A 24,825-nucleotide genomic window follows, 5' to 3' on the forward strand; every position below is an offset into this window, starting at 1 on the left:
GAAACCGAATTTCTCCACCGTCTCGACCGCCACCCGGTCCACATGCTGCTTGAATTCCAGCGGGGTCACCAGAAGGATGTCAGCCAGCGCCTGTTTCACATTGCCGAGCGGCATGGGGATGATGACGAGGCAGACCAGCGCCAGCACGGCAGGGTCGATATAGGGTGCAAGCCATGCCTGCGCCGTTCCCGTGAGCCCGTAACCCACGGCGAAGGCGACGAAGAGCGCCATGCTTAGAAGCGCGCTCATCAGCCAGCTTTTGGCATCCAGCGCCACGAATGCGGATTTCAGCCGGCGGTTCTGCCGTTTGACGAACCATGCCATGGCAAGTGAGACGGCGAAGCTGACGAAGGTGACGACGATGGCGTAGTCGAACTCGATCGATCTGCCGCCATCCATCAGGCTGTCGACGGCGTTGATGAGGGCGTAGATCGCCGCCCCCATCAGGAGCGTGCCGTTAAGCCCGAGCACCATCGGCTCCAGATGCCAGAAGCCCATGGTGAAACGCTCCACCAGCCGGCCGCCGGGTTTGGGCGCGGCGGAAGCGGCGATCAGCCGCGCGACAAGCAGCGCCAGCACCGTCATGAAAGCATCGGTCAGCGCATAAACGCCGTCGAAAACAACCGCGAAAGAGCCGGAAAACAGGCCCGCGCCAATGCCGAACAGCGCCAGCAGAACCGTGACGGCAATGGAGAATTTCAGCAGGGATTGTTCTGTCATGACGTGTATTCGACCTTCAAAGGCGGACGCCGCCTTATAGAGGCTTTCGCTTTTCTGCGAGTGGCGAAAAATCTCTAACTCTTTGTTTTGTTGCATTTCCGGACGGAAAACCGGGGTCCACTTTTCCTGGAAATGCTCTATAAACACCACATACGGCACTCACAAGACAGGACAAACTCCATGGATTTCGGCATTTCCGGCAAACGCGCCCTCGTTCTCGCCTCCTCTCGCGGCCTTGGGCTGGGCATTGCGACCGCGCTGGCGAAAGAAGGCGCAAACGTCCTTCTGGTTGGCCGAAGCGGTGAAAAGCTGGCGGAAAATTGCAAGGCGATCAATGCGCTCGGCAAGGGCAAGGCCGACTGGGTGTGGGGCGATCTTGCCGAGGATAATTTCGTCGAAGCCATGGTTCAGGCCGTCAACGACAAGCTCGGCGGCATCGATATTCTCGTCAACAATACCGGTGGTCCAACGCCCGGCCTCGCACAGGACATGACGGTCGACAAGCTCGACACTTTTTTCCAGTCCATGGTGCTGCGGGTCATCACGCTGACCAATGCGCTGTTGCCGCAGATGAAAGAACAGGGGTTCGGCCGCATCCTCACCGTCGCCTCGTCAGGCGTGTTCGAACCGATCCCCAATCTCGCCCTTTCCAACACGCTGCGCGGCGCGCTCGTCGGCTGGAGCAAGACTCTGTCCTCAGAAGTCGCCTCCTTCGGCATCACCTCCAACCTGCTGCTGCCCGGCCGCATCCACACCGACCGCATCGACGAGCTGGATGGCGCCAATGCCAAGCGTCTCGGCAAAAGCATCGAGGAAATCCGCGAGGCTTCCGTCAAGGGCATTCCCGCCGGCCGTCTCGGCACGGTGGAAGAATTCGCCGCCGCCGGCGCTTTCCTGTGCTCGGCACCGGCAAGCTATATTACCGGCACGATGCTGCGGGTGGATGGCGGCGCGGCGAAGTCGAACTGAACGCCGGCAGCCTCAAGCGGCATTACGGAGCCGTTCCATAAACGACGTAACGGTTCCGTCCGGTATTCTTCGCCTCATAAAGTGCTGTATCGGCGTGGCGCAGCACATCGCTGGCGCTTTCACCGGGACTGGCATAGGCAATGCCGGCCGAACAGCTGTAGCGAAATTCGGGCCTGTCAGGCAGCGGCGCGGCATCGGCCAGAGACAACTGAAGCTGGCGCATCAGCGTTTCGGCGCTGTGCATGCGCGCGCCGCTGAGCACCAGCAGAAACTCTTCGCCGCCGATTCTCCCGAGAAGGTCGTCACGGCCGGCAGTTGAAGACAGCCGCGCCGCGAAATCCTTCAGCACGAGATCGCCATAGGCATGGCCGAAGCGGTCGTTGACGCTCTTGAAATGGTCGATATCCATGATGATGACGGCGAGCGCCTGCGCCTTGTTCGGGCCCAGCAGATGGTTGAGAGTGTCCATGGCGTAACGGCGGTTGCCGAGGCCGGTCAGCTCATCGCTCAAGGCGGATTTCAGCGCCCGGTCCCGCTCCTGGCGCAGATCGCGCAATTCGACGCCGAGTTCGGATACATCGGTTATGACGCAAAGCATCCAGCCGCCCGGCAACGTCGTTTCGGTCGTCAGCATCCACCGGCCGTCCTTGAGGCTGGTTTCGATGGTGCGAAAAGGCAGTTTGCCACGCCGCGTCTTTGCCGAGCGCAGCCACAATTCGAAATCCGACGTCTCTATGGCCGTGCCGGTTGCGGTCTGGTAACCGCTGCGCATCAGGTCCACCCAGCTCGGAAACACATTCGGGCCGACGCCGAGCGCGGTGCGGAAGGCACTGTTGGCAAAACGCATCTCGTCATGCCCGTCAAACAGCGCATAGCCCTGCTGCGATGCTTCCATGAGGCTCATGAGCTGTTGGATGAAAACGTCCATATCACCTTGAATGAGACCGATATGCCCGGGTAGCGCGTCATTCACGGCGTGTTGGCTGATCTGGTGAGACATCGAATTTCCAAGACTACGACAAGACGGAACCATACGGACGGCAATGGTACGACACCAATTTTTTTGATAAAATATTCATATTCCAAAATAACGTCGTATCGACTGAAGTACATTTTACGCTCCAGCCCTACCTAACAGCAAAATCCTAAAAGTATTTCCGAAAACTACACCGTTCTTTCATTCCGGCATAAACATCCTGTTCACCATGCGCCGTAGCTGTCCGCATGTGAGAGCTCATGCGACGAGGCGCATGGCTCAAAAACAATAGGCGGCGCTTGCCATTCCGTCGGCCTTGTGCAATCAACCGCCCTCCTCTGACATCGGGGTGCCAAAGGCATCCCTTATCCTCACGCCGGGCCGCCCAAGGGCCGGGTGGGTTCTTCTATCGGCAACAAGGATATGGCGATGACGCAAAAGCGGGCTCTCGGCCTCGATTTCGGCACGACCAACACGGTCATGGCTCTTTCCGACACGGGCGGCGCCAGCCGTTCCATGCGCTTCACCAGCAGCGCGGGCACGGATGACAGCATGCGCACGGCGCTCTCCTTCATGAAGGATGCCGGCCTCGGTGCGGCCGCCCTGCATGTGGAAGCCGGCCATGCCGCCATCCGGCAATTCATCGACAATGCCGGCGATTGCCGTTTCCTGCAGTCGATCAAGACATTTGCGGCCTCGCCGCTGTTTCAGGGTACGCTGATCTTCGCCAAGCGCCAGAGCTTCGAAGACCTGATGGACGTGTTCCTGCGCAAGCTGAAGACCTATGCGGGCGAGGAATGGCCGGGAGACGTCTCCACAGTCATCGCCGGCCGGCCGGTGCGTTTCGCCGGCAGCAATCCGGATGAGGCGCTGGCGCTCGCCCGTTACAACGAGGCGCTCACCCGCGCCGGTTTCCCGGAAATCCACTATGTCTACGAACCAGTGGCGGCCGCCTATTATTTCGCCCAGAGCCTGAAGAAGGATGCCAATGTGCTGGTGGCGGATTTCGGCGGCGGCACGACGGACTATTCGCTAATCCGCTTCGAAACCCATGCCGGCAAGCTTTCCGCCACCCCCATCGGCCATTCCGGCGTTGGCGTCGCGGGCGATCATTTCGACTTCCGCATGATCGACAATCTGGTCTCGCCTGAGATCGGCAAGGGCAGCAAGTTCAAGAGCTTCGACAAGGTGCTGGATGTGCCCTCCGGCTATTACGTGAATTTCGGCCGCTGGAACCAGCTGTCGATCTTCAAGACCTCGAAGGAATTCACAGACCTCAAATCGCTGGTGCGCTCGGCGCTGGAGCCGGAAAAGCTCGAACTCTTCATCGATCTCGTCGAACATGACGAGGGTTACCCGCTCTATCAGGCGATTTCCGCCACCAAGATGGCGCTCTCCTCGGCGGAAGAAGCGGAATTCAACTTCGCACCATTGGGCAAGGCCGGGCGCAAGATGGTGAAGCGCAGCGATTTCAACAATTGGATCGCCGAAGACCTCGCCAAGATAGAAGAAGCGCTCGACGAGGTTCTGGAAAAAACAAAAGTCGCGCCCGAAGCCATCGACAAGGTGTTCCTGACCGGCGGCACCTCCTTCGTGCCGGCCGTGCGCGAGCTTTTCACCCGCCGTTTCGACGCCGACCGGATCGAAAGCGGCGGCGAGCTGCTCTCGATTGCGCATGGTCTCGCCATGATCGGCGAAAGCGACGATATTCAGCGCTGGACAGTGTGATTTGCGGGTTCCCCGGGCGGGGAACATGGGGTAATTTCCGCCCATGATCGCCGCTCACGACCTCTCCCCGGCCGAACTCGCCGCCCTACTGCATTTCCATGCGGATGCGGGCGTGGACTGGCTGCTGGAAGAGACCCCGGTCGATCGTTTCGCCGAATTCGCCGAGGCCCGCCCGGCCCGATCCGCGCCTGCGCGGGAGGTGCCCGAGGCCTCACGCCAGATGGAAAGGCCGGCGGAACGCCGTGCCGATGCGCCTCAGCGGCAGGCGGCGACGCGCAGCACGCCGGTGGCCCCCGCCATCCAGCAGAATGTCGCCATGCCGGACGAACAGGCCGTGGCGGCCGCGCGTTTTGCGGCGGAAAGCGCGCGCTCACTCGGCGAGCTGAAAACCGCGCTTGAGGGTTTCAACGGCTGCAACCTCAAGAACAGCGCGCGCAATACGATTTTCACCGAGGGCGATCCCGCCTCCGCCATCATGGTCATCGGCCCCATGCCGGACGCCGATGACGACCGCGAGGGCACGCCCTTTGCCGGCAAGACGGGGTTGCTGCTCGAGCGCATGCTGGCAGCCATCGGGCTTGAGCGCAGCGCCATCATGCTCGGCAACGTCGTGCCGTGGCGGCCACCGGGCAACCGCCCGCCGACTCAGGCCGAAATGGATATCTGCCGCCCCTTCATCGAGCGTCAGATCGCGCTTGCCGAGCCGAAACACCTGTTGCTTCTCGGCAACTTCACCGCTCGTTTCTTCTTTGGCGGCACCGGCACGATCCATACGATGCGCGGACAGTGGCGTGATGTCGCAGCCGGACACCTGATTGTGCCGGCGCTCGCAAGCCTGCATCCGCAGGAACTGTTGAACGCGCCGGCCAGCAAGTCCCTGGCATGGCAGGATTTATTGGCTTTTCAGGCAAAGATTACTGAAGGCTGACTGCCTCATTCCTGGTCAATGTAAATGAATTATGAAAAAAGCCATGCGCATTACGCATAACAGCGGCGCATTTGGTCCGCTTGCCGAATCCATGCTGCGCTGCGATATATCGGACGTGTCTTGGGAGGAATTCGGTTAAAGGAACCAAGGCAATGACCACTCGCTTCCGTCCGGTACATTCCGGCTTTGAAACGCTCCGCCTGGCGGGCCTCGGCCCTCGCTCCAGTCAGGGTTACCATCGTTTCGGCGCAGCCGCTAACGAACAGATGACCGCACGCGCTGCCATGCAGCAGGTCCGCGTGACGCGTCCCTCGGCAGTCTTTGCGGATTTCCGCGAGCGCTGAGATGCTCTCAGGCCAGTTTAACACTGGCCCATAGATATGATTGCGCGCTGGCGTCTTTCTTCGGGAAGGCGCCTTTTGCTTTTTTGGGTGCTTTCGACGGGACGACGAGAGATGCGTCATGCCGCATGTTCTTACGCCACCAACGCCGACTTAACATACCACGGGAGCTGCAACATCACCCCTGCGGCGTCGAGGCCTTGCGGGCCGCGCGTCTCGCCAAACCCAGTTGATGCTCGCGGAAGATGATGAAGATGCCGGCGAGAATCACGATCGCCGTGCCGATAAGCATCGTCAGCGTGGGAATATCTCCGAACAGAATGTAGGAAACAGCGATCCCGAAAACGATGGAGCTGTATTCGAAGGGCGCGATGACAGAGACTTCCGCGTGGCGATAACTTTCCGTCAGGAAGATTTGCGCGACGCCGCCGCAGATGCCGCTGGTGATCAACAGCACGGCCTGTGTCATCGTCAGCGAGTTCCAGCCCAATGGCACGCTGATCAGCGATAACAACGTGGCGGTCAGCGAAAAATAGAGGACGATGGTCGGGGTCTTTTCCGTTTCCACCAGCTGCCGCACCTGGATCATCGCCAGTCCGCCGAGTGCTGCGCCGCACAGCACGGCAATGGCGCCCAGCCCCTCGCCCGCGGCAAAGCCGCCCTCCCGCAGAAGCGTCATCTTCGGCCACAGAATGACCAGCACGCCCATCATGCCAACGAAGACAGCACTCCAGCGATAGATGCGCACCTTCTCACGCAGGATGAAGGCGGCGAAAACGACGGCAAGCAGCGGTGAGGCATAACCGATGGCGATGAATTCCGGCAGCGGCAGCATGGTCAGCCCGTAAAAGCCGCAGACCATGGAAAGAATGCCGAGAAAACCGCGTTTGAAATGGCCGAGAAGATTGTTGGTGTGCAGCGCGCTTGCCAGCGCGTGCAGCCAGGCGAGATAAACGACAATGGGCAGAATGGCGAAGGCGGAGCGGAAGAAGGTGATCTGGCCGGCCGGCACATCACCTGCGGCCTTGATACAGGTCTGCATGACAAGAAAGAAGCCGACCGAAATCAGCTTCATGCTAATCCCGCGAAAGGGATTCATCGGTTCGGCGTTCATTGGCAGTTACTCATATCGGCTGCGCAAACACGCCATCGGGAGATTTTTCATGCGGGAAGGATGACGCAGGGGAATTGGATTTGTTCAAGGCTAGAGCATTCCCACGGCGCTTTACAACAAAAAATGTGATTTACCCGTGAATTCGGTTGATCTGGAGAGGGATTGTTTCCGCGGCTGCGGAAATGATCACAAACCAAAAGCGACACGCGCTAAAATTTGAAGAAAATAAAATATAATTTCAGCAATCGTTCAACATTTGCTGCGATGGTCCTGAAGTCCGGCGGCGGGAGGATCGTCTGCGGGGCCGACGAAGCCTTCCATGGCGGGACAGAATGTCCTCCGATGCGCACATGAACGTGACCAATACTCCACCTATTTTACATCCGGGCCTTATGACGACATGATGCCGGGAAGACCACGCCAAGTTATTCAGGGATAGTCATGCGAACAGACACGGGCCAGATCGTTCACCTGGCAGATTACCGCCCCACCGATTTCGTTCTGGAGCGGGTGGATCTCACCTTCGAACTCGACCCCAAGAATACCAAGGTCGAAGCCCGTCTGATCTTTCACCGGCGCGAAGGTGCTGAGCGGCAGGCACCGCTGGTTCTCGATGGCGACGAGTTGACGCTTTCCGGCCTGCTGCTCGACCAGGTGGAACTTCCCGCCGGTCAATATGAGGCGACGCCCGATAGCCTGACCATCCGCGACCTGCCGGCCGAATCTCCCTTCGAGATCTGCGTCACCAATTACATCAACCCGCAGGTGAATACGCAGCTGATGGGGCTTTATCGCACCAATGGCGTTTATTGCACCCAATGCGAGGCGGAAGGTTTCCGCCGCATCACCTATTTCCCTGACCGCCCGGATGTTCTGGCGCCCTATACGGTGACGATCATCGCGGCGAAGGAAGGCAATCCGCTACTGCTTTCGAACGGCAATTTCCTCGGCGGCGGCAATTACGACGAAGGCCGTCATTTCGCGGCCTGGTTCGATCCGCATCCGAAGCCTAGCTATCTCTTTGCGCTGGTTGCCGGTGATCTCGGCGTGGTGGAAGACACCTTTACCACCATGTCCGGTCGCGACGTTGCGTTGAAGATTTATGTCGAGCACGGCAAGGAGCCGCGCGCGGCCTATGCCATGGATGCGCTGAAACGTTCGATGACATGGGACGAAGAGCGCTTCGGACGCGAATACGACCTCGATATCTTCATGATCGTCGCCGTATCCGATTTCAACATGGGCGCGATGGAGAACAAGGGTCTCAACGTCTTCAACGACAAATTCGTGCTGGCCGACCCGGAAACTGCCTCCGATGCGGACTACGCCAATATCGAGCGTATCATCGCGCATGAATATTTCCACAACTGGACGGGCAATCGCATCACCTGCCGCGACTGGTTCCAGCTCTGCCTGAAGGAAGGCCTGACTGTTTATCGCGATCAGGAATTTTCCGCCGACATGCGCTCGCGTCCGGTCAAGCGTATCGCCGATGTACGTCACCTGAAATCGGAGCAGTTCCCGGAGGATTCCGGTCCGCTGGCGCATCCGCCGCGCCCGGATACCTATCGCGAAATCAACAATTTCTACACGACGACCGTTTATGAGAAGGGTGCCGAAGTCACCCGCATGATCGCCACCATTCTTGGCGCTGAAGACTTCAAGAAGGGCATGGACCTCTATTTCGAGCGCCATGATGGCGAAGCGGCAACCGTCGAGGATTTCGTCAAGAGTTTTGCCGATGCCAGCGGTCGCGATCTCTCGCAGTTTTCACTATGGTACACCGAGGCCGGCACGCCGCTGGTCTCCGTGTCGTCCGCTTACGATGCCGGCAAGGCCACTTTCAGCCTGACGCTGGAACAGACCGTGGCACCAACGCCCGGCCAGTCGGTGAAGCACCCGCGCCACATTCCGCTCTCGCTGGCGCTGATCCTTGATAACGGCCAGATCGCCGAACCGCAGGCCGTCGAAGGCGGCGAGTATCGCGATGGCGTGCTGCATCTGACTGAGCGCAACCAGACCTTCTCCTTCTCCGGCATTTCCTCGCGGCCGGTGCTGTCGATCAACCGCAGTTTTTCGGCACCGATCAATCTGGATTTCGAACAGAATGCCGATGATCTGGTGCAGATCGCCCGGCATGAAACCGACATGTTCGCTCGTTTCCAGGCGCTGACCGATCTTGCCCTGCCGGCGCTGATTGCCGCCACCAAGGCGGTGCAGAACGGTGAAGAGATACAGACGGATGCGGCGCTCTCTACCACGCTCATCGAAATCATCGGTGACGATACGCTTGAGCCGGCGTTCCGGGCGCAGGCGCTTGCCCTGCCGAGCGAAACGGATATCGCCCGCGAACTCGGCGGCAACACCGATCCCGACGCCATCCACAAGGCGCGCAATGCCACAATCAAGGCCATTGCCACGACCGGCCTCGAGACGCTGCGACGGCTTGCCGATAGTGCTGCCAATGCCGAGGCCTACAGCCCCGACGCCGACAGCGCCGGACGCCGTTCGTTGCGAAACGGCGCCCTGAGTTTCCTCGCCTATGCCGAGGGAACACCGGAGCGGGCGGCGAAGGCCTATGCCGACGCCACCAACATGACCGATCTCGCACATGCGCTCAGCGTCCTGACCCAGCGTTTCCCTGATAGCGCCGAGACGAAGGAAGCACTCGTCGCCTTCGAAACGCGCTTTGCCGACAATGCGCTCGTTCTTGACAAGTGGTTCTCGCTGCAGGCCGCCATCCCCGGCGACGGGGCGCTTGACCGCATCAAGACGCTGATGAAATCGAAACATTTCATCGCCACCAATCCGAACCGGGTGCGTTCGCTGGTCGGCACTCTCGCCTTCTCAAACCCCACCGGTTTCCACCGTGCGGATGGCGCGGCCTATCGCTTCCTTGCCGAGCAAATCGTCGCCATCGACAAACGCAATCCACAGCTTGCCGCGCGCATCCTCACCTCCATGCGTTCCTGGCGGTCGCTGGAGGCAAGCCGTGCCGAACACGCGAAAGCCGCGCTTTCGACCATTGCCGAGGCAAAGGGCCTCTCGACGGATGTAAGCGATATTGTCGGGCGCATCCTGAAGGGCTGAACCTCCGCCGAGGCTGCACGGCCACCCTGATCGACGCCATGACGCCGTCTTGATTTCCATCAAGGCGGCGTCATGCATTGGGCGGCATTATGCTGCACAAGGGGCCGAAGCAGGCCCGGGATCAGAAAGGAATGGCAGATGACGGACATGTCGAAGGCGAGCGCCTCGTTTCAGCGCTTCATGACCGATGCCCCGGCCCACAAGGCGGCATGGTTTCAGGCCGTGCAGGGTCTGGGTGCGGCCTCGACGCTGGATGTGAAGACGCAGAGCCTGATCTACATCGGCATTCTGGCCGCACTGCGCCTGGAAAGCGGCATCGGTTTTCATGTGGTGGAAGCCAAGGCGCGCGGTGCAAGCCGCGACGATATCATCAGCGCAGTGCTGACCGGCCTGCCCGCCGCCGGCAATAGCGTGATCGGTGCGCTTGGGCCTGCACTGGATGCTTTCGACGGCGTTTGAGCACATCCCTGCACCGCCGGAATTGAGGTTCCGGCTCACTGATTTTGCTGACAAAACCCGCTTTTTCCTGAGCAGCATCAAACCGTCCCGAAAAAATACGGAGTCGGTTCAAGGGGTTAAAATTCTTTTAACTTTTGCCTCTGGACACGGCGAATCGCATTTGATTCATTAGGGATATTCGAGCGGCGGCGCTTCGAATCAGTGGGGATATCTAAAAGGCGGGACAATGACGAACGTGCGGCGGGCGACTGCGGGCGATGAGCGGCCGTATGCCAAATTTTCTGATCTGGCGGCCTGGGGCGAAAGGCTTTCCAGCGACCTGATGGGTTTGATGAATGGCACCGACCGACCGCCGGCGCAGGTCGAGACCCTGCTGAAACGTCTGATCCCCATTCTCATCCTCGCCTTCCTCGTCGTCGTTGCCGCCTCGCGCATGATGGGCATCGTTGCCGAATATAGCCGCATGGAAGAAGCCGCCCGCCATTCCACCGCGCTGACGGCGCTGACTGCCAAAGCGGCCCTTCTCAACAACGACACCGTCTTCACCACGCAGGATCGGACCCGCGCCGAGGCGAACCTTGTCGCCGCTTTGCCATCGGGCAGCCTTGCCGATGGCACCATGGTGCTGCTCTCCGGCAGCAATGGCCGCATCTTCGCAGGCGCCGGTAAGGATGCCTTGCTTTACGTCGGCACCTCGCTGCCCGCCCTGCTTCCCGAGATTGCCATCGTGCAGCGTTTCCCCGGCGCACCCGGCACCATCGAGACCAATATCGATGGCCAGCAGCATTATGCGACGATGATCCCCTTCGGCGACGATGGCGCGATGGTGATCGCGGCGCGTTCGCTGCAGCCGATCCGGTCCTTCTGGCGCAGCGAAATCGCCATGAACGTGACGTTGTTCGCCGGCATCTCCTCCATCCTGCTTGTCGTGCTCTACGCCTATTACATGCAGGTGAAACGCGCCCGCGACGCCGACGACATCTTCGCCGAATCGAACCTGCGGGTGGAAACGGCGCTGTCGCGCGGCCGCTGCGGCCTGTGGGATTTCGATCTTGCCAGCCGGCGCATGTTCTGGTCGGGCTCACTCTACGAAATTCTCGGGCGGCCGCCGAAGGCCGCACCGCTCTCCTTCTCCGACGCTGCCCGCATGATGCATTCCGAAGACGGCAATCTTTATGAGCTTGCCCGCGCCGTCGGCTGCGGCAACCTGCGCCAGATCGATCAGATTTTCCGCATGCGCCATGCCAAGGGCCATTACGTCTGGCTGCGTGCCCGCGCCCAGGTCATCCGCACCAATAACGGCCCGCGCGTCATCGGCATCGCCATGGACGTCACCGAACAGCATCGCCTCGCGCAACGCTACGCCGAGGCCGACCAACGCCTTGCCGACGCCATCGAATCCACCTCGGAAGCCTTCGTGCTGTGGGACAAGAATGATCGCCTGGTGATGTGCAACACCCATTACCAGAAGGCCTATGGCCTGCCGGACAGCGTGCTGGTTGCGGGCACCGAAAAAAGCACCGTCTATGCTGCAGCCGCTCGCCCTGTCGTTGAGCGTCGCGTTGCCGATCCGGACCAATCCGGCCTGTCGCGCACCACGGAAGTGCAGCTTGCCGATGACCGCTGGCTGCAGATCAACGAACGCCGCACCCGAGATGGCGGCCTCGTTTCGGTCGGCACCGATATTACCCTTTTAAAGCGCCATCAGGAACGGCTGCGCGATTCCGAGCGCCGGCTGATGGCGACCATTGGTGATCTCTCCGCCTCGCAGCACAAGCTGGAGCGGCAGAAGACGGAACTTTCGGACGCCAACGCCAATTACCTCGCCGAAAAAGAGCGCGCCCAGGCGGCAAACCGGGCGAAATCGGAGTTCCTGGCCAATATGAGCCATGAGCTGCGCACGCCGCTCAACGCTATCCTCGGCTTTTCCGAAATCCTGCTGAACGAGATGTTCGGGCCGGTCGGCTCGCCGAAATATTCCGAATATGCCCGCGATATCCACGATAGCGGCAAACACCTCTTGAACGTCATCAACGACATTCTCGACATGTCGAAGATTGAAGCCGGCCATATGCGCATCAACCGCGAGACCATCGATCTCGCGCCGCTGATCGAGGAAACGCTGCGTCTCACCGCCATTCAGGCCGAGCAGAAGAACATCACAGTGCAGCAGAAGGTCTGCGCTGGCCTCACCATGCAGGGCGACCGCCGCGCCATGAAGCAGATCATGCTCAACCTGCTCTCCAACGCCGTGAAATTCACCGGCGAGGGCGGCCGTATCGCGCTGCGCACCCATGTGCACGAAGCCGCGATGATCCTCACCATCGCCGACACCGGCATCGGCATCCCCGCCCAGGCGCTCGACAAGATCGGCCAACCCTTCGAACAGGTGCAAAGCCAATACGCCAAAAGCCAGGGCGGCTCGGGGCTTGGTCTTGCGATTTCCCGCTCGCTCGTCAAGCTGCATGGCGGAACGATGAAAATTCGCTCGTGTGAGGGTCGCGGGACGGTGGTGACGATTATTATTCCACATGCGGCGGGGCGGTGTGGGATGGTGCATTGATACGATTGGGCGTGGAGTTACGTCCGCTGCGTGAGCTTAACCACGGTAGTATACGTATACGTTCGACCATCACTTATTTCTTGCCGCTTTCAGAAGTGCATATCTAAATATTAGCATCAACCAGATAAAAACAAGTAATGCTCCAACGATGGGCACGAAGAAAAATAGTCCAAACGCAAAACGAGATACCTCTAAAGCGAAAGCAACCGGGTATTGCGTTAAGACGTCGTCAACAGAACAAAGAACTTTATCGAGATCAATACTACATCCGTAAACATATGCCACACCATCCGCCAATACGGTTAAAAGCACCGGTGAAAAAATTACCAGCAATATCCCGAGCAGTATATTGAAATAAAATTTCATCGGACTTTTCACGGTTACAATTCAGATCATCACCCACAATTCTTCACCACCGCCACAAACGCCTTCCGCACCGCCTTCGCCAACCGCTTCACCTCTCCCTCCAGCGTTGAGATATCTGGGCAATCCCCCGCTCGGCACACGAGATCGATCAGACCCGCCGGCGCCTCTTTCGGATTGAACGCCCCATCGATGCACAGCCGCACGATCTGGGATATCTCGGTATAAAGCCCCATCGCCGCCATACAGTCATCGAGAGCCTGCGGCTCCATGACGGGTGCTGCGAGCGCCTGCAGCGCTTCGGCCGTGTTGCGCCCCGGTTCATGCGCGGCAAGTCCTTTCACCGGCCCCACCAGCGCCAGATATTGCGCGATGAATTCGAGGTCGATCAGGCCGCCATTGATGAGCTTGAAGTCCCAATTGTTTTCCGGCGGTTTTTCCTGCTCGATGAGGCTGCGCATTTCCAGCACATCGGCCGAGACCTTGGCCACGTCGCGCTTTTGCGAAAGGATGGAGGCGATGATGCGGCGCGCGTCCTCCATCAGCGAGGCTTCGCCGCAGATGAGCCGCGCGCGCGACAGCGCCATATGTTCCCAGGTCCAGGCTTCCTCGCGCTGGTATTTCTCGAAGGCGGAAATGCGGGTCGCCACCGGCCCCTTGTTACCGGAGGGACGAAGCCGCATGTCCACCTCGTAAAGCACGCCCTCCGCCGTCGGTGCGGAAAGCGCGGCAATCAGCCTTTGCGTGACGCGGGTGAAATAACGCACGACATCCAGCGGTTTTGCGCCGGTGGATTCATGGGCGGTGTCGTCATAATCGTAAAGCAGGATGAGATCGACATCCGAACCGGCGGTCAGTTCGAAGGAGCCGAGCTTGCCCATGCCCATGACGGCGACGCGGCCGCCGGGATAGGACCCATGCGCCGCTTCCATCTCCGAAAGAACCGCATTCAACGCCGCCTCGATGACAAGATCGGCAAGATGAGTGAAAGCACGGGCAGCGACTTCACCGCGGATTGCGCCGGTCAGCAGCCGAACCCCAATCAGGAAGCGCTGTTCGGCGGCGAAGATGCGTAGCCGGTCGAGAATATCCTCGTAATGGCGGGCATTGGAGAGGAAATTGCCCATGCGGTGGGCGAGATAATCGCGGGTCGGCACGTCGCTCATCAGAGCCGGGTCGAGCATGCCATCGAAGACATGCGGGCGGGCCGCGATGATTTCGGCAAGACGCGGGGCCGAGGACATGATCGTCACCAGCAGCGACAGGAGCGCAGGGTTGTTGCCGAGCAACGAGAAGAGCTGAATGCCCGCCGGCAGGCCGGAGAGGAAATTATCGAAGCGCAGCAGCGCCTCGTCGGCCCGCTTGCTTTCACCGAAGGCGCGCAGCAGGTCAGGCGTCAGTTCCGTCAGCCGCTCGCGCGCCTCGACGGATTGCGTCGCCCGGTAACGGCCATTGTGCCAGGTGCGGATGACACGGGAGATATCCTCCGGCCGCTGAAAACCGAGCGTGGAAAGTGTCTTCAGCGTATCGGGATCGTCCTTCTGGCCGGTGAAGACCAGATTGCCGGCTTCTCCGGAAAGCTTCGTTTCCTGTTCGAACAGCGCCGAATAACGCCGCTCCACCAGCCGCAACACCTCTTCCAGCCTTTCCGAAAAGGCCTTTGTATCTTCGAAACCGAGCATGAAGGCGATGCGCTTCAATTCCGTTTCAGTGTCGGGCAGCACATGGGTCTGTTCGTCGCGCACCATCTGGATGCGGTGTTCCACTTCGCGCAGGAACCAATAGGCTTCCGTCAGGCTGTCGCGTGTCTCGGCGTCGATCCATTTCGCCTCGGTCAGCGCCGCCAGCGCCTCTTCCGTCGCGCGCACGCGCAGCGGCGGCATGCGGCCGCCGGCGATGAGCTGCTGCGTCTGGGCGAAGAACTCGATCTCACGGATGCCGCCGCGCCCAAGCTTGACATTGTGGCCCTTCACCGCAATGGCGCCATGGCCCTTATGGGCGTGGATCTGCCGCTTGATGGAGTGAATATCGGCAATCGCCGCATAATCGAGATATTTGCGGAAGATGAAGGGCGTCAGTTCGCGCAGGAAATTCTCACCCGCCTTGATGTCGCCGGCCACCGGCCGCGCCTTGATATAGGCGGCGCGTTCCCAGTTCTGGCCCCTGCCCTCGTAATAAAGCAGCGCCGCTTCCACCGGAATGGCGAGCGGCGTGGAGCCGGGGTCGGGACGCAGCCGCAGATCGGTGCGGAACACGTAACCATCGGCCGTGCGCTCCTGCATGATGCGCACGAGGCGGCGCATCATGCGGCCGAAATTCTCCGTCGCATCATAGGGGTCGTCCATGATGCCCGCAGACGGTTCGAAGAACACCACGGCGTCGATATCGGAGGAATAGTTGAGCTCGCGCGCGCCGAGCTTACCCATGCCGAGCACGATGAGGCCGGACCCTTCGCTGGGTGCTGCGACATTCTTCAGTTTCAACTTGCCGCTTTCATGGGCTGAGAGCAGCAGGTGATCAATCGCGGCGGAGAGCGATGCATCCGCCATGTCGCTCAGCCAGCGCGTCGTATCGCGGGCGGTGAAGATGCGGGCGAGATCGGCAAGTGCTGCGATGAAAGAGAGCCGCCGCTTCGCTACCCGCAGGCGCGACATCACCTCGTTTTCGCTCGGCGCCCCACCTTCTTCGCCCGGCTTCCAGCAATCGCGCGCATCACGGACAAGCTCGGCCAGCAGCGGCTCGAGCGGTTTCGACATCGCCAGCGACAAAAGCCCCTCATCCGCCGACGCCATGTCACGCAGATAGGGGGACAGCGTGAAAGCCGCGGCGATAAATTCCTTCAGCGGGCTTTCTCCGGCCAGCAGCGCGGCGACCGCAGGCTCGCTTTTGCCGATATCCTTCAGCGTCGAAAGAACGGATTTCAGTTCCGTCTGGGTATAGGGGCGGATCACGCCCGGCAGAACCTCGCTCAGCCGCCTTTCGACGGTTTCCCGTTTCGTCACTGTGTCTCTCCCTCTTCCGCCCGTCCTGCCAGAGCCTGCCGGCGCGCCTCTCTGGCGTTGTAACAAATGCCGAGTGCTTTGCGATCAAAAAACCGCTGAGGGAGATGCTTTCCCGGATCCGAGATCGGTGCAAGCGTACCAACCCATCGCATCCACCCTCCAAGGCAGGGCGAACGGCGGCTGGCTGCCAGGGGGCGAGCGTGACCCCCGCTTACAGTTTGGTCAGCGGAAACACCATCGACACGGTCAGCCCCGGGCAGGCCGCATTCGCGGCGTCCGTGTCCGACAGCTTCAGCGATCCGCCATGCAGTTCCATCACCGCTTCCACCAGCGACAGGCCGAGCCCGGTCCCGGGTTTCGAGCGGCTTTCATCCAGCCTGACGAAGCGTTTCAGCACCTCGCCGCGTTTGTCAGCGGGAATGCCGGGGCCGTTATCGGCGACGGAGAGCACAATGGCCTCCTGCTCTCTTGCCAGACGCACGACGAGTTTTTTATCGCCCTCGCCCTCGCAGGCATATTTCATGGCGTTGTCGATGAGGTTGGAGAGCGCCTGGCCGATCAGTTCGCGGTTGCCCTTGACGACAAGGCCCTGCTCGATTTCGGTTTCCAGAGCCAGCCCCGCATCCTCGGCCACCGGCTCGTAGAGTTCGGCACTGTCTTCGGCAATCGCCGAGACGTCCACATCGGTCATTTCGGCGGCGATCGAACCTGCCTCGACGCGGGAGATCATCAAGAGCGCATTGAAGGTGCGGATTAGCTGATCGGATTCGGCGATGATGCCTTCAAGCGCTGCGCGCCGTTTCGTCTCGTCATCGTCGTCGAGCGCTGCGGCCGCCTTGTTGCGCAGCCGCGTTAGCGGCGTCTTCAGGTCGTGTGCGATATTGTCGGAGACCTGCCGCAGACCCTCATTCAGCTTTTCGATACGGCCGAGCATGGCGTTGAGCGAACCGGACAGGCGGTCGAATTCATCTCCGGAGCGGCCCTGCGGCAGGCGCTGGGAAAGGTCACCGGCCATGATCTTCTTGGTCGCCGCCGACATGCGGTCGATGCGTTTCAGCGCATTGCGGCCGATGCCGAACCAGATGAGCAAGGCACCACCGCTCATGATCGCCAGCGCCACCATCAGCGCATTGCGCACCAGCGCCCGGAACTTCGTCGGCTCGCCGAGATCGCGGCCGATCAGGATGCGCAGACCGTTGTCCAGCGTGAAGACATTAGCGGTGGCCAGATGCTGAACGCTGTTGCCGCTTTCGGAATAACGCTCGTAACGGAAAGGGAAACCTGTCCAGCCTTCCTTGTCGAAGACGCCGGGCTGCACGGAGGCGACGTTGCCGGCCAGGATTTCACCATTCGGGCCGGCAATGATGTAAAGGCTCGCACCCGGCTGGCGGGCGCGTCGCTCCATCATCCGCAGCAGCGGGTTGATGCCGCCACGATTATAGATGCGCTGCACATCCGAGACTTCCTGCAACACGGCGTCGCGCGTCTGCTGGTTCAGCAACCGCTCGGAAAGGGCGGTGACATAGAAGACGAGGAAGGCGGCGCAGAGTGCGAACAGCAGGATATAGAGCGCCGAAAGGCGCACCGCCGTCGATCTGAACAATATTCTGAGGCGGGCCATTTTCGCCAATCAGCCCTCGTCCTTCATCATGTAGCCGGCGCCGCGAATGGTCTTCAAGAGCGGCTTTTCGAAGTCCTTCTCGATCTTCGAGCGCAGGCGGGACACATGCACGTCGATGACATTGGTCTGCGGGTCGAAATGATAGTCCCAGACATTTTCGAGAAGCATGGTGCGGGTCACCACCTGGCCGGCATTCTTCATCAGATATTCGAGCAGGCGGAATTCGCGCGGCTGCAGCAGGATTTCCTTGCCGTTGCGGCGAACATCGTGCGACAGGCGGTCGAGTTCGAGATCGCCGACGCGGTAGATCATGTCCTGCTCGGGCTTGCCCTTGCGGCGACCCAGCACCTCGATACGGGCGAGCAGTTCGGAAAAGGCATAGGGCTTCGGCAGGTAATCGTCGCCGCCGGCGCGCAGTCCGGTGACGCGGTCATCCACCTGCCCCAGCGCGGAAAGGATCAGAACCGGCGTCTCGATGCCGCGGCGGCGCAGCTCGCTTATGACGGAAAGTCCGTCGCGGCGCGGCAACATGCGGTCGATCACCATCACGTCGTAAGCGTTCTCGCAGCCCATGAACAGGCCGCTCTCACCGTCGCTGGCATGATCGGCGACGATCCCGGCTTCGCGGAACGCCTTGGTCATATAGGCCGCAGCCTCTAGGTCGTCTTCAATGACAAGAATCTTCATGTGCGGGACAATAGCGCCCTCGCCCTTTTCCGCACAACCGGAAACAGATGCGGGAGTAACTTCCTGAACTTTGTTTTCCATGAGGTTTCCTCCGAAGACTTAAGGCCTATGGCGTTATCTCGCTTCAAGATGGGCGACTACCTGTGGAGCGAGTGGTCGCCGCTTGTTTCTTCTCCCCGCCGGGGAGAAGTCCGCGGCAGCGGGATGAGGGGCAAGGGTCAAGATAAAACGAGGGCTAGCCCCCTCATCCGACCCTTCGGGCCACCTTCTCCCCCCTCGGGGAGAAGAAACGGGCTGCAACGCCCTGCCATACTCAACCGCCCCATCTGAAGAGCGGAATACGATGCCGGCTCCCGAAAGAACCGGCATCGCCTGTCAATCTATCAACCCTGGTCGATATCCAGAGCGATGAAGCGGCTGCCATCGTCCGTCTGGATCTGGAACAGGGCCTTGGAACGACCGTCCTTCTTGGCCTGCTCGAGGATCTTCTCGACATCGGCGGCGGAGGCGACCTGCTGGTTGTTGACCGAGGTGATCCTCTCACCCGTCTTCAGACCACGGGCAGCGGCATCGCTGTCGGGATCGACATCGGTAATGGCGAGGCCATTTCCGTCATCGGAAGGCGAAACCGTCAGGCCGAGGCTGGAGAGCACCTTCTCGCTGGAGGACTGGCTGCCCTTGTCGTCGTTCTGGCCTGGTGTCGCCTTGGAGGCCTCGTCGCTGGTGAGATCGCCGAGCGTCACCGTCACGGACTGCGACTTGCCACCACGCCACAGCGAGATTTCCACCTTGCTATTGGGCGCCATGCCGCCGATGCGGCGCGACAGATCGCGGGCATCCTTGACGGGATCGCCATTGACGGCGGTGATGATGTCACCCTGCTTGATACCGGCCTTGTCGCCCGGCGAGCCGGACTGCGGCGAAACGACCAGCGCGCCCTTGGCTTCGGCAAGGCCGAGCGATTCGGCGATATCCTTGCTGACGGGCTGGATTTGCACACCGAGCCAGCCGCGTTCGACCTTGCCGTCCTTTTGCAGGTCGGCGATCACATCCTTGGCGACCGAGGACGGGATGGCGAAGGCGATACCGACATTGCCGCCGGAGGGCGAGAAGATGGCGGTGTTGATGCCGACCACTTCACCGTTAAGGTTGAAGGCGGGACCACCCGAGTTACCGCGGTTCACGGCAGCGTCGATCTGGAGATAGTCGTCATAGGGGCCGGAGCCGATATCACGGCCGCGGGCCGAAATGATGCCTGACGTCACCGTCCCGCCGAGGCCGAAGGGGTTACCGACGGCGACGACCCAGTCACCAACGCGGATTTTGGTGTCATCGGCAAATTTCACATAGGTGAACTTGCGGTTCACATCGACCTTGAGCAGCGCCAGATCGGTGCGCGGATCGCGGCCGACAAGCTTGGCGTCGAGTTCGGTGCCGTCATTCATGACGACCGTATAGGCGGAACCGTCATCGACGACGTGGTTGTTGGTGACGACATAACCGTCTTCGGAAATGAAGAAACCGGAGCCTTGCGCGACCGGGCGCAGCGGACCTTTGCCGTCACGATGGCGGTTCGGCCCACGGTCGGAGCGATCCTGGTTGGGGCCGCCGAATTCCTTGAAGAAACGCTTCAGCGGATGGTCATCCGGCAGCTGGTCGAGGCCGCGGCCGCCGAAATTGAAGGAGAAGTTGCTGGAATCGTCGGAAGCAGGCTGCACGTTCGACTGCACGCGAACGGAGACGACGGCGGGCGAGACGGCATCGACCACATTGGCGAAGCTCGGAACCTGCGGCGCGGTTACTTCGACAGGGGCAGCAAACGAGTGAAGGATCGGAGCGGCGAGGCCGGTCGAGAGCATCAGCGCCGCAAGGCCGCCAACGGTCGTGGCCTTCAGGGCCGTCTTCAGCGAGGAATTGCCGTTTTGCGAATGAGACATGGTGTACCTTCTTTCTTCATTCAGACTGGAACCCGTGTGACCGGGGAAGCGGTGGATGATGAAGATATAGGAGGCAACACCTTACGGCGAAGTGTCTGATGAATGAAAAATCCGTAATGTTGAAAAAGAACCGGAAGAAAAAAGGAAACCGATTATTTTTCAATGAGATTACGAATTCGCTCTTCTTCGTCCGCACTCAGTTTTTGTGGCTGTTCCTGGGTGGCGCGGCGACGCGAAAACACGAAGACGGCGAAAATCCCGGCAAGGGTGAGGCCGATGGGCGCGCCCCACAAAAGCACGGTTCGAAGGCTGAGGCGGGGTTTCAGGAGCACGAATTCGCCGTAACGCGACACGACATAATCGATGACGGCCTTGTCGCTGTCACCCTGAACCAGCCGGTCGCGCACGAGGACGCGCAGGTCACGCGCCAGCTCGGCATTGCTGTCATCGATGGACTGGTTCTGGCAAACCATGCAGCGGAGCTGAGACGTGAGGTTGCGGGCGCGTTGCTCCAGCACGGGGTCTTTCAGCACTTCGTCGGGGTTGAAGGCGAAGGCCGGCCATGACGTAACCATGAGGACGAGAAGGAGCGTGAGGCCCGCCACAACCTCCCTCATTCCGCCGCCTCCGGCATTGCAGCCCGTACAGGTTTTGCCTTGCGGGTCGGCGCGCCTACGCGCAATCGCCTGTCGGAGAGCGAGATCAAACCGCCCGCCATCATGAACAGCGTGCCGCCCCAGATGCAGAGGATGAAGGGTTTCCACCAGATTCGCACCACCATGCCGCCATCGGCCATGGGGTCGCCAAGCGAGACATAAAGCTGGCTGAGGCCGAAGGTCAGAATGCCGGCTTCCGTCGTCGGCATGCGTCGCGCGGTATAGAGCCGCTTGGACGACCAGACATCGGCCACCTCCACCCCCGCCTTGCGCACGGTGAAATGGCCGCGATCCTCGGTGAAGTTCGGGCCGACGGCGTGGCGGATACCATCGAAGGTCAGGCTGTAGCCGCCCGCTTCCGCCTTCATGCCCTGTTTCATTTCCAGAACCGTTTCGGTCTCATAGGTGGTGACGATGACGATGCCGAGCACGGTGATGCCGAGGCCCATATGCGCCAATGCCGTGCCGAAGGCCGAACGCGGCAGGCCCTTCAGGCGGCGAAACGCGATACCGAAGGCGAGCTTGCCGAAATTGGCGCGATACCAGAGGTCGGCGAAAGCGCCGAAGATCAGCCAGAAACCGGCGGCGATGCCGAGGGCGGCCAGCACCGGACCGCCATTTTCGATATACCACAGCGTCAGCCCGGCAAGAGCGGCAAGCGCCGCGGCCACATAAAGCCGCTGGAAGGCTCCGAGAAGATCGCCGCGCTTCCAGGCCAGCATCGGGCCGAAGGGTGTGACGATCAGGATCGGGATCATCAGGAGGCCGAAGGTGAGGTTGAAGAAGGGTGCGCCGACCGAGATTTTTTCGCCCGTCAGCGTTTCCAGAATGAGCGGATAGAGCGTGCCGATCAGTACGGTCGCGGTGGAGACCGTCAGGATCAGGTTGTTGAGAACGAGCGATCCCTCACGCGAGATCGGCGCGAACAGGCCGCCTGCCTTGAGCGACGGCGCACGCCACGCAAACAGCGCGAAGGCGCCACCGATAAAGATCGTCAGAATGCCGAGAATGAAGATACCGCGGCTCGGATCGGTGGCGAAAGCATGCACCGAGGTCAAAACGCCGGAGCGCACGAGGAAGGTACCAAGCAGCGACAGCGAAAAGGTCATGATCGCCAGAAGCACGGTCCAGATCTTCAGCGCCTCGCGCTTTTCCATGACCAGCGCTGAATGTAAGAGCGCCGTTCCGGCAAGCCAGGGCATGAAGGAGGCGTTTTCCACCGGATCCCAGAACCACCAGCCGCCCCAGCCGAGTTCATAATAGGCCCAGTAGGAGCCCATGGAGATGCCGGCGGTCAGGAAGGTCCATGCGGCGAGCGTCCACGGCCGTACCCAGCGCGCCCAGGCGGCGTCGATGCGTCCTTCCAGAAGTGCCGCAACGGCAAAGGAGAAACAGACGGAAAAGCCGACATAACCGAGATAAAGCAGCGGCGGATGGATGGCGAGGCCGAAATCCTGAAGAATGGGATTGAGGTCCTGCCCCTCCGCGGGCACCGGCTCCAGCCGCAGGAACGGGTTGGAGGTGAGCAGGATGAACAGCAAGAAAGCGACGGAAATCCATGCCTGTACGGCAAGAACATTGGCTTTGAGCGTTTCCGGCAGGTTGCGGCCGAAGGCGGCGACGAGCGCGCTGAAAAACACCAGAATGAGCAGCCACAGCAGCATCGAGCCTTCGTGGTTGCCCCACACGCCGGTCAGCTTGTAGAGCATCGGCATCAGCGAATGGGAGTTTTCCCAGACATTGCGCACGGAAAAATCCGAGACGGCATAGGCTCTCGTCAGTGCCGCAAAAGACAGGCCGACCAGAAGGAACATCAGAACAGAGCCGATGGACGCGATATCCATCAGCGCCCGGTCGTTGCGGCGCGCGCCGATGACCGGCAGCGTCGAGACGATCAGCCCCACACCGAGCGCCAGAACCAGAACATAATGGCCGATCTCATTGATCATCTGGTCGCTCCGGTCTTGTCGGAAGAAGGTGCGTTGCCCGCGGGCGTTGCGGCGGCGGGTGCCGCTCCCTCGGCGCCCTGCTGCCACAGGCCCTTGTCCTTCAGCCTGTCGGCCACTTCCTTCGGCATGTAGTTCTCGTCGTGCTTGGCAAGGACGCTATCGGCCACGAAACCATGGGTCGCGGCATCGAACATGCCTTCGGTCACGACGCCCTGCCCTTCGCGGAAAAGATCGGGCAGGATGCCGGTATAGCTGACCGGCACGGTTGCCTCGCCATCGGTCACCGTGAAGCTGACCGTCCGGCCCTCGCCGCGCTTGATCGAGCCTTCCGCCACCAGCCCGCCGAGGCGGATGCGGGTGCCGGGGTTGACCGGCGTCTTCTCCAGATCGGCCGGCATGTAGAAATAGGCAATGGACTGGCCGAAGGCGAACATGACCAGCAGCACGGCTGCAACAATGAAGCTCATCCCGCCGCCGATAATCGCCAGACGTTTCTTTTTGCGGGTCATTGCGTCACTCCCTGCGGCGCGGCATCCTGCTGCCCGTTCATGCGGATCGGTCCGGCGGAAACGCCCAGTTCCTTCGCCAGCGCCAGAAGCTGCCTGCCCTCTTTGCCCTCCGGCGGGAAAGCCTGCAGGCCGGCCCGCAAGGCTTCACCGGCCTTGGCCTCGTTTTTCAGCACGGAATAGGCGCGCATGAGGCGCATCCACCCTTCGAAATCATCAGGGTTATCCTTCAGCTTGGCATCGAGGCTCGCCACCATGCCCTCGATCATCGCCTGCCGGTCGGCTGGCGCCATCTCTTTGGCAGCCGCAACATCGGCGGCAGTTGGCCCTGTTCCGGCTTTTCCGCCAGTGCGGGCGATATGTTCCTGCACCAATGGCAGCCACGGAGCACCGGCGGGTGCGGCGGCGGCAAGGGCCGCAAAGGCCGACTGCGCCTCCTCAGACTTGCCCGATTGTTCGAGCGCCAACGCCAGATAAAAACGGGTGCGCGGATTACCGGGGCTCAGCCGGTCAGCCTCGGCAAAAGCGTCGCGCGCGGCCTCGATAACGACACCGTCATTGCCGGCCACCAGCGTTTCGCCAAGGCCTGTCAGCCGTTCAGCACTCGGCCCCTGGATGCGCAGCGCGTTGCGGTAGGCAAGCTCGGCATCGCCAAGGCGCTGCATCTTGAAATAGATCGGCGCCAGAATATCCCAGCCAGCGCCATCCTCAGGGTTCTGCGCCAGATGCCGTTCCGCGCGGGCCACCAGCATGTTCATATCGTTGCCGGGATTTTCAAGACGCGCCTCGAGCGGCATGTCCGGCGTATCCGGACTGCCGTTCCAGATGTAAAGACAGAGGCCGAGCGCCGGCAGAAGAAGGGTGATGAAGCTTGTGGCGAGATGGTGTCGACGCGACCGGCTTTCTTTCGCCGGCGTTTCCTCGGCTTCGGCGGCGGCGAGAAGCCGGCGGCCGATTTCGGCGCGGGCATAATCCGCCTCGGTGTCGCCGATGAGGCCGGCGGCGCGTTCGCGGTCCAGTTCGGCCAGCTGGTCGCGATAAACGGCGACCTCACCGTCGCGGCGCGTCTGCGGCGCCTCGGTCTTCCGCATCAGCGGGTACATCAGGACGATGGCGACAGCCGCCGTCAATATCGCAACGACAATCCAGAACATAAGGCTCAATTACTCGAATGCGCGGCGCATGGAAACACGAAGCGCGGGGATGACGCGAATTT

19 protein-coding genes are annotated in these 24,825 nt (G+C 60.8%); 7 read left to right on the forward strand and 12 right to left on the reverse strand.

Going from position 1 to position 24,825, the window contains the following annotated elements; all coding sequences use genetic code 11:
• Window positions 1-720: cation diffusion facilitator family transporter (locus tag PL599_RS15060; RefSeq protein ID WP_271359235.1), on the reverse strand; the 720-nt coding region annotated here is incomplete at its 3' end.
• Window positions 721-900: 180 nt separating this feature from the next.
• Between PL599_RS15060 and PL599_RS15065 the strand changes: the two genes are divergently transcribed.
• The gene (locus PL599_RS15065) at window positions 901-1,689 is read left to right on the forward strand and encodes an SDR family oxidoreductase (RefSeq protein ID WP_142912465.1); all 789 of its coding nucleotides are present in this window, start codon (window positions 901-903) and stop codon (window positions 1,687-1,689) included.
• A 22-nt stretch (window positions 1,690-1,711) separates the two neighbouring features.
• Here the strand turns inward: PL599_RS15065 and PL599_RS15070 are convergent, their stop codons facing one another.
• Window positions 1,712-2,617: a sensor domain-containing diguanylate cyclase gene (locus PL599_RS15070; RefSeq protein ID WP_416172499.1), complete on the reverse strand. Its 906-nt coding sequence runs from the start codon at window positions 2,615-2,617 to the stop codon at window positions 1,712-1,714.
• Window positions 2,618-3,094: 477 nt separating this feature from the next.
• Between PL599_RS15070 and PL599_RS15075 the strand changes: the two genes are divergently transcribed.
• The 3 genes from PL599_RS15075 to PL599_RS15085 all read left to right on the forward strand — a co-directional run bounded on the left by PL599_RS15075 (window position 3,095) and on the right by PL599_RS15085 (window position 5,665).
• Window positions 3,095-4,393, forward strand: coding sequence for an Hsp70 family protein (locus PL599_RS15075; RefSeq protein WP_077982998.1), 1,299 nt, complete (start codon window positions 3,095-3,097; stop codon window positions 4,391-4,393).
• A gap of 43 nt (window positions 4,394-4,436) precedes the next feature.
• Entirely contained in the window at window positions 4,437-5,321 is an 885-nt protein-coding gene (locus PL599_RS15080; protein WP_269824395.1) for a uracil-DNA glycosylase, read from the forward strand.
• 152 nt (window positions 5,322-5,473) lie between these two features.
• The gene (locus PL599_RS15085; RefSeq protein WP_003509784.1) at window positions 5,474-5,665 is read left to right on the forward strand and encodes a hypothetical protein; all 192 of its coding nucleotides are present in this window, start codon (window positions 5,474-5,476) and stop codon (window positions 5,663-5,665) included.
• Window positions 5,666-5,840: 175 nt separating this feature from the next.
• Here the strand turns inward: PL599_RS15085 and PL599_RS15090 are convergent, their stop codons facing one another.
• Window positions 5,841-6,776, reverse strand: a complete 936-nt coding sequence (locus PL599_RS15090) for a DMT family transporter (RefSeq protein WP_269825821.1) — start codon at window positions 6,774-6,776, stop codon at window positions 5,841-5,843.
• 441 nt (window positions 6,777-7,217) lie between these two features.
• Between PL599_RS15090 and pepN the strand changes: the two genes are divergently transcribed.
• The 3 genes from pepN to PL599_RS15105 all read left to right on the forward strand — a co-directional run bounded on the left by pepN (window position 7,218) and on the right by PL599_RS15105 (window position 12,888).
• Entirely contained in the window at window positions 7,218-9,866 is a 2,649-nt protein-coding gene (gene pepN, locus PL599_RS15095; protein WP_269825822.1) for an aminopeptidase N, read from the forward strand.
• A 138-nt stretch (window positions 9,867-10,004) separates the two neighbouring features.
• Window positions 10,005-10,325 carry a carboxymuconolactone decarboxylase family protein gene (locus tag PL599_RS15100; protein WP_271359241.1) on the forward strand — a complete coding sequence of 107 codons (321 nt, stop codon included), beginning with the start codon at window positions 10,005-10,007 and terminating at the stop codon, window positions 10,323-10,325.
• 226 nt (window positions 10,326-10,551) lie between these two features.
• Window positions 10,552-12,888, forward strand: coding sequence for a PAS domain-containing sensor histidine kinase (locus tag PL599_RS15105; RefSeq protein ID WP_142912459.1), 2,337 nt, complete (start codon window positions 10,552-10,554; stop codon window positions 12,886-12,888).
• A gap of 69 nt (window positions 12,889-12,957) precedes the next feature.
• On the opposite strand, the gene PL599_RS15110 is transcribed toward PL599_RS15105, so the two are convergent.
• The 9 genes from PL599_RS15110 to ccmI form a co-directional block, all read right to left on the reverse strand.
• Complete coding sequence (locus tag PL599_RS15110; RefSeq protein ID WP_142912458.1) at window positions 12,958-13,254, reverse strand: hypothetical protein; 297 nt, start codon at window positions 13,252-13,254, stop codon at window positions 12,958-12,960.
• Window positions 13,255-13,283: 29 nt separating this feature from the next.
• Window positions 13,284-16,253, reverse strand: coding sequence for a bifunctional [glutamine synthetase] adenylyltransferase/[glutamine synthetase]-adenylyl-L-tyrosine phosphorylase (locus tag PL599_RS15115; protein ID WP_271359243.1), 2,970 nt, complete (start codon window positions 16,251-16,253; stop codon window positions 13,284-13,286).
• Window positions 16,254-16,464: 211 nt separating this feature from the next.
• Complete coding sequence (locus PL599_RS15120; RefSeq protein WP_077982647.1) at window positions 16,465-17,874, reverse strand: sensor histidine kinase; 1,410 nt, start codon at window positions 17,872-17,874, stop codon at window positions 16,465-16,467.
• A gap of 9 nt (window positions 17,875-17,883) precedes the next feature.
• Window positions 17,884-18,642, reverse strand: coding sequence for a response regulator transcription factor (locus tag PL599_RS15125; RefSeq protein ID WP_077982648.1), 759 nt, complete (start codon window positions 18,640-18,642; stop codon window positions 17,884-17,886).
• Between the two features lie 302 nt (window positions 18,643-18,944).
• Window positions 18,945-20,498, reverse strand: coding sequence for a Do family serine endopeptidase (locus PL599_RS15130; protein WP_269824399.1), 1,554 nt, complete (start codon window positions 20,496-20,498; stop codon window positions 18,945-18,947).
• A 152-nt stretch (window positions 20,499-20,650) separates the two neighbouring features.
• Window positions 20,651-21,115, reverse strand: coding sequence for a cytochrome c-type biogenesis protein (locus tag PL599_RS15135; RefSeq protein ID WP_142912455.1), 465 nt, complete (start codon window positions 21,113-21,115; stop codon window positions 20,651-20,653).
• Window positions 21,112-23,103 (reverse strand): heme lyase CcmF/NrfE family subunit, encoded by a 1,992-nt coding sequence (locus tag PL599_RS15140; RefSeq protein WP_142912454.1) that lies wholly within the window; start codon window positions 23,101-23,103, stop codon window positions 21,112-21,114. The genes PL599_RS15135 and PL599_RS15140 overlap by 4 nt, the downstream gene beginning before the upstream one ends.
• A complete protein-coding gene (gene ccmE, locus PL599_RS15145; RefSeq protein ID WP_269824400.1) occupies window positions 23,100-23,612 on the reverse strand; it encodes a cytochrome c maturation protein CcmE in 513 nt (170 codons plus the stop codon). Before ccmE ends, PL599_RS15140 begins: the two co-directional genes overlap by 4 nt.
• On the reverse strand, window positions 23,609-24,763 hold the full coding sequence (gene ccmI / locus PL599_RS15150) for a c-type cytochrome biogenesis protein CcmI (protein WP_269824456.1): 1,155 nt from the start codon (window positions 24,761-24,763) through the stop codon (window positions 23,609-23,611). Before ccmI ends, ccmE begins: the two co-directional genes overlap by 4 nt.
• Window positions 24,764-24,825: the final 62 nt, after the last annotated feature.

It is taken from the genome of Agrobacterium sp. ST15.16.055 (assembly GCF_027956555.1).
Lineage (GTDB): Bacteria > Pseudomonadota > Alphaproteobacteria > Rhizobiales > Rhizobiaceae > Agrobacterium > Agrobacterium salinitolerans.

What these genes read in the sequence shown, in the direction of transcription:
- PL599_RS15065 (WP_142912465.1), top strand. Translation starts at nt 901, where the DNA reads ATGGATTTCGGCATTTCCGGCAAACGCGCCCTCGTTCTCGCCTCCTCT.
- PL599_RS15070 (WP_416172499.1), bottom strand. Translation starts at nt 2,617, where the DNA reads ATGGACGTTTTCATCCAACAGCTCATGAGCCTCATGGAAGCATCGCAG.
- PL599_RS15075 (WP_077982998.1), top strand. Translation starts at nt 3,095, where the DNA reads ATGACGCAAAAGCGGGCTCTCGGCCTCGATTTCGGCACGACCAACACG.
- PL599_RS15080 (WP_269824395.1), top strand. Translation starts at nt 4,437, where the DNA reads ATGATCGCCGCTCACGACCTCTCCCCGGCCGAACTCGCCGCCCTACTG.
- PL599_RS15085 (WP_003509784.1), top strand. Translation starts at nt 5,474, where the DNA reads ATGACCACTCGCTTCCGTCCGGTACATTCCGGCTTTGAAACGCTCCGC.
- PL599_RS15090 (WP_269825821.1), bottom strand. Translation starts at nt 6,776, where the DNA reads ATGAACGCCGAACCGATGAATCCCTTTCGCGGGATTAGCATGAAGCTG.
- pepN (WP_269825822.1), top strand. Translation starts at nt 7,218, where the DNA reads ATGCGAACAGACACGGGCCAGATCGTTCACCTGGCAGATTACCGCCCC.
- PL599_RS15100 (WP_271359241.1), top strand. Translation starts at nt 10,005, where the DNA reads ATGACGGACATGTCGAAGGCGAGCGCCTCGTTTCAGCGCTTCATGACC.
- PL599_RS15105 (WP_142912459.1), top strand. Translation starts at nt 10,552, where the DNA reads ATGACGAACGTGCGGCGGGCGACTGCGGGCGATGAGCGGCCGTATGCC.
- PL599_RS15110 (WP_142912458.1), bottom strand. Translation starts at nt 13,254, where the DNA reads ATGAAATTTTATTTCAATATACTGCTCGGGATATTGCTGGTAATTTTT.
- PL599_RS15120 (WP_077982647.1), bottom strand. Translation starts at nt 17,874, where the DNA reads ATGGCCCGCCTCAGAATATTGTTCAGATCGACGGCGGTGCGCCTTTCG.
- PL599_RS15125 (WP_077982648.1), bottom strand. Translation starts at nt 18,642, where the DNA reads ATGGAAAACAAAGTTCAGGAAGTTACTCCCGCATCTGTTTCCGGTTGT.
- PL599_RS15130 (WP_269824399.1), bottom strand. Translation starts at nt 20,498, where the DNA reads ATGTCTCATTCGCAAAACGGCAATTCCTCGCTGAAGACGGCCCTGAAG.
- PL599_RS15135 (WP_142912455.1), bottom strand. Translation starts at nt 21,115, where the DNA reads ATGAGGGAGGTTGTGGCGGGCCTCACGCTCCTTCTCGTCCTCATGGTT.
- PL599_RS15140 (WP_142912454.1), bottom strand. Translation starts at nt 23,103, where the DNA reads ATGATCAATGAGATCGGCCATTATGTTCTGGTTCTGGCGCTCGGTGTG.
- ccmE (WP_269824400.1), bottom strand. Translation starts at nt 23,612, where the DNA reads ATGACCCGCAAAAAGAAACGTCTGGCGATTATCGGCGGCGGGATGAGC.
- ccmI (WP_269824456.1), bottom strand. Translation starts at nt 24,763, where the DNA reads ATGTTCTGGATTGTCGTTGCGATATTGACGGCGGCTGTCGCCATCGTC.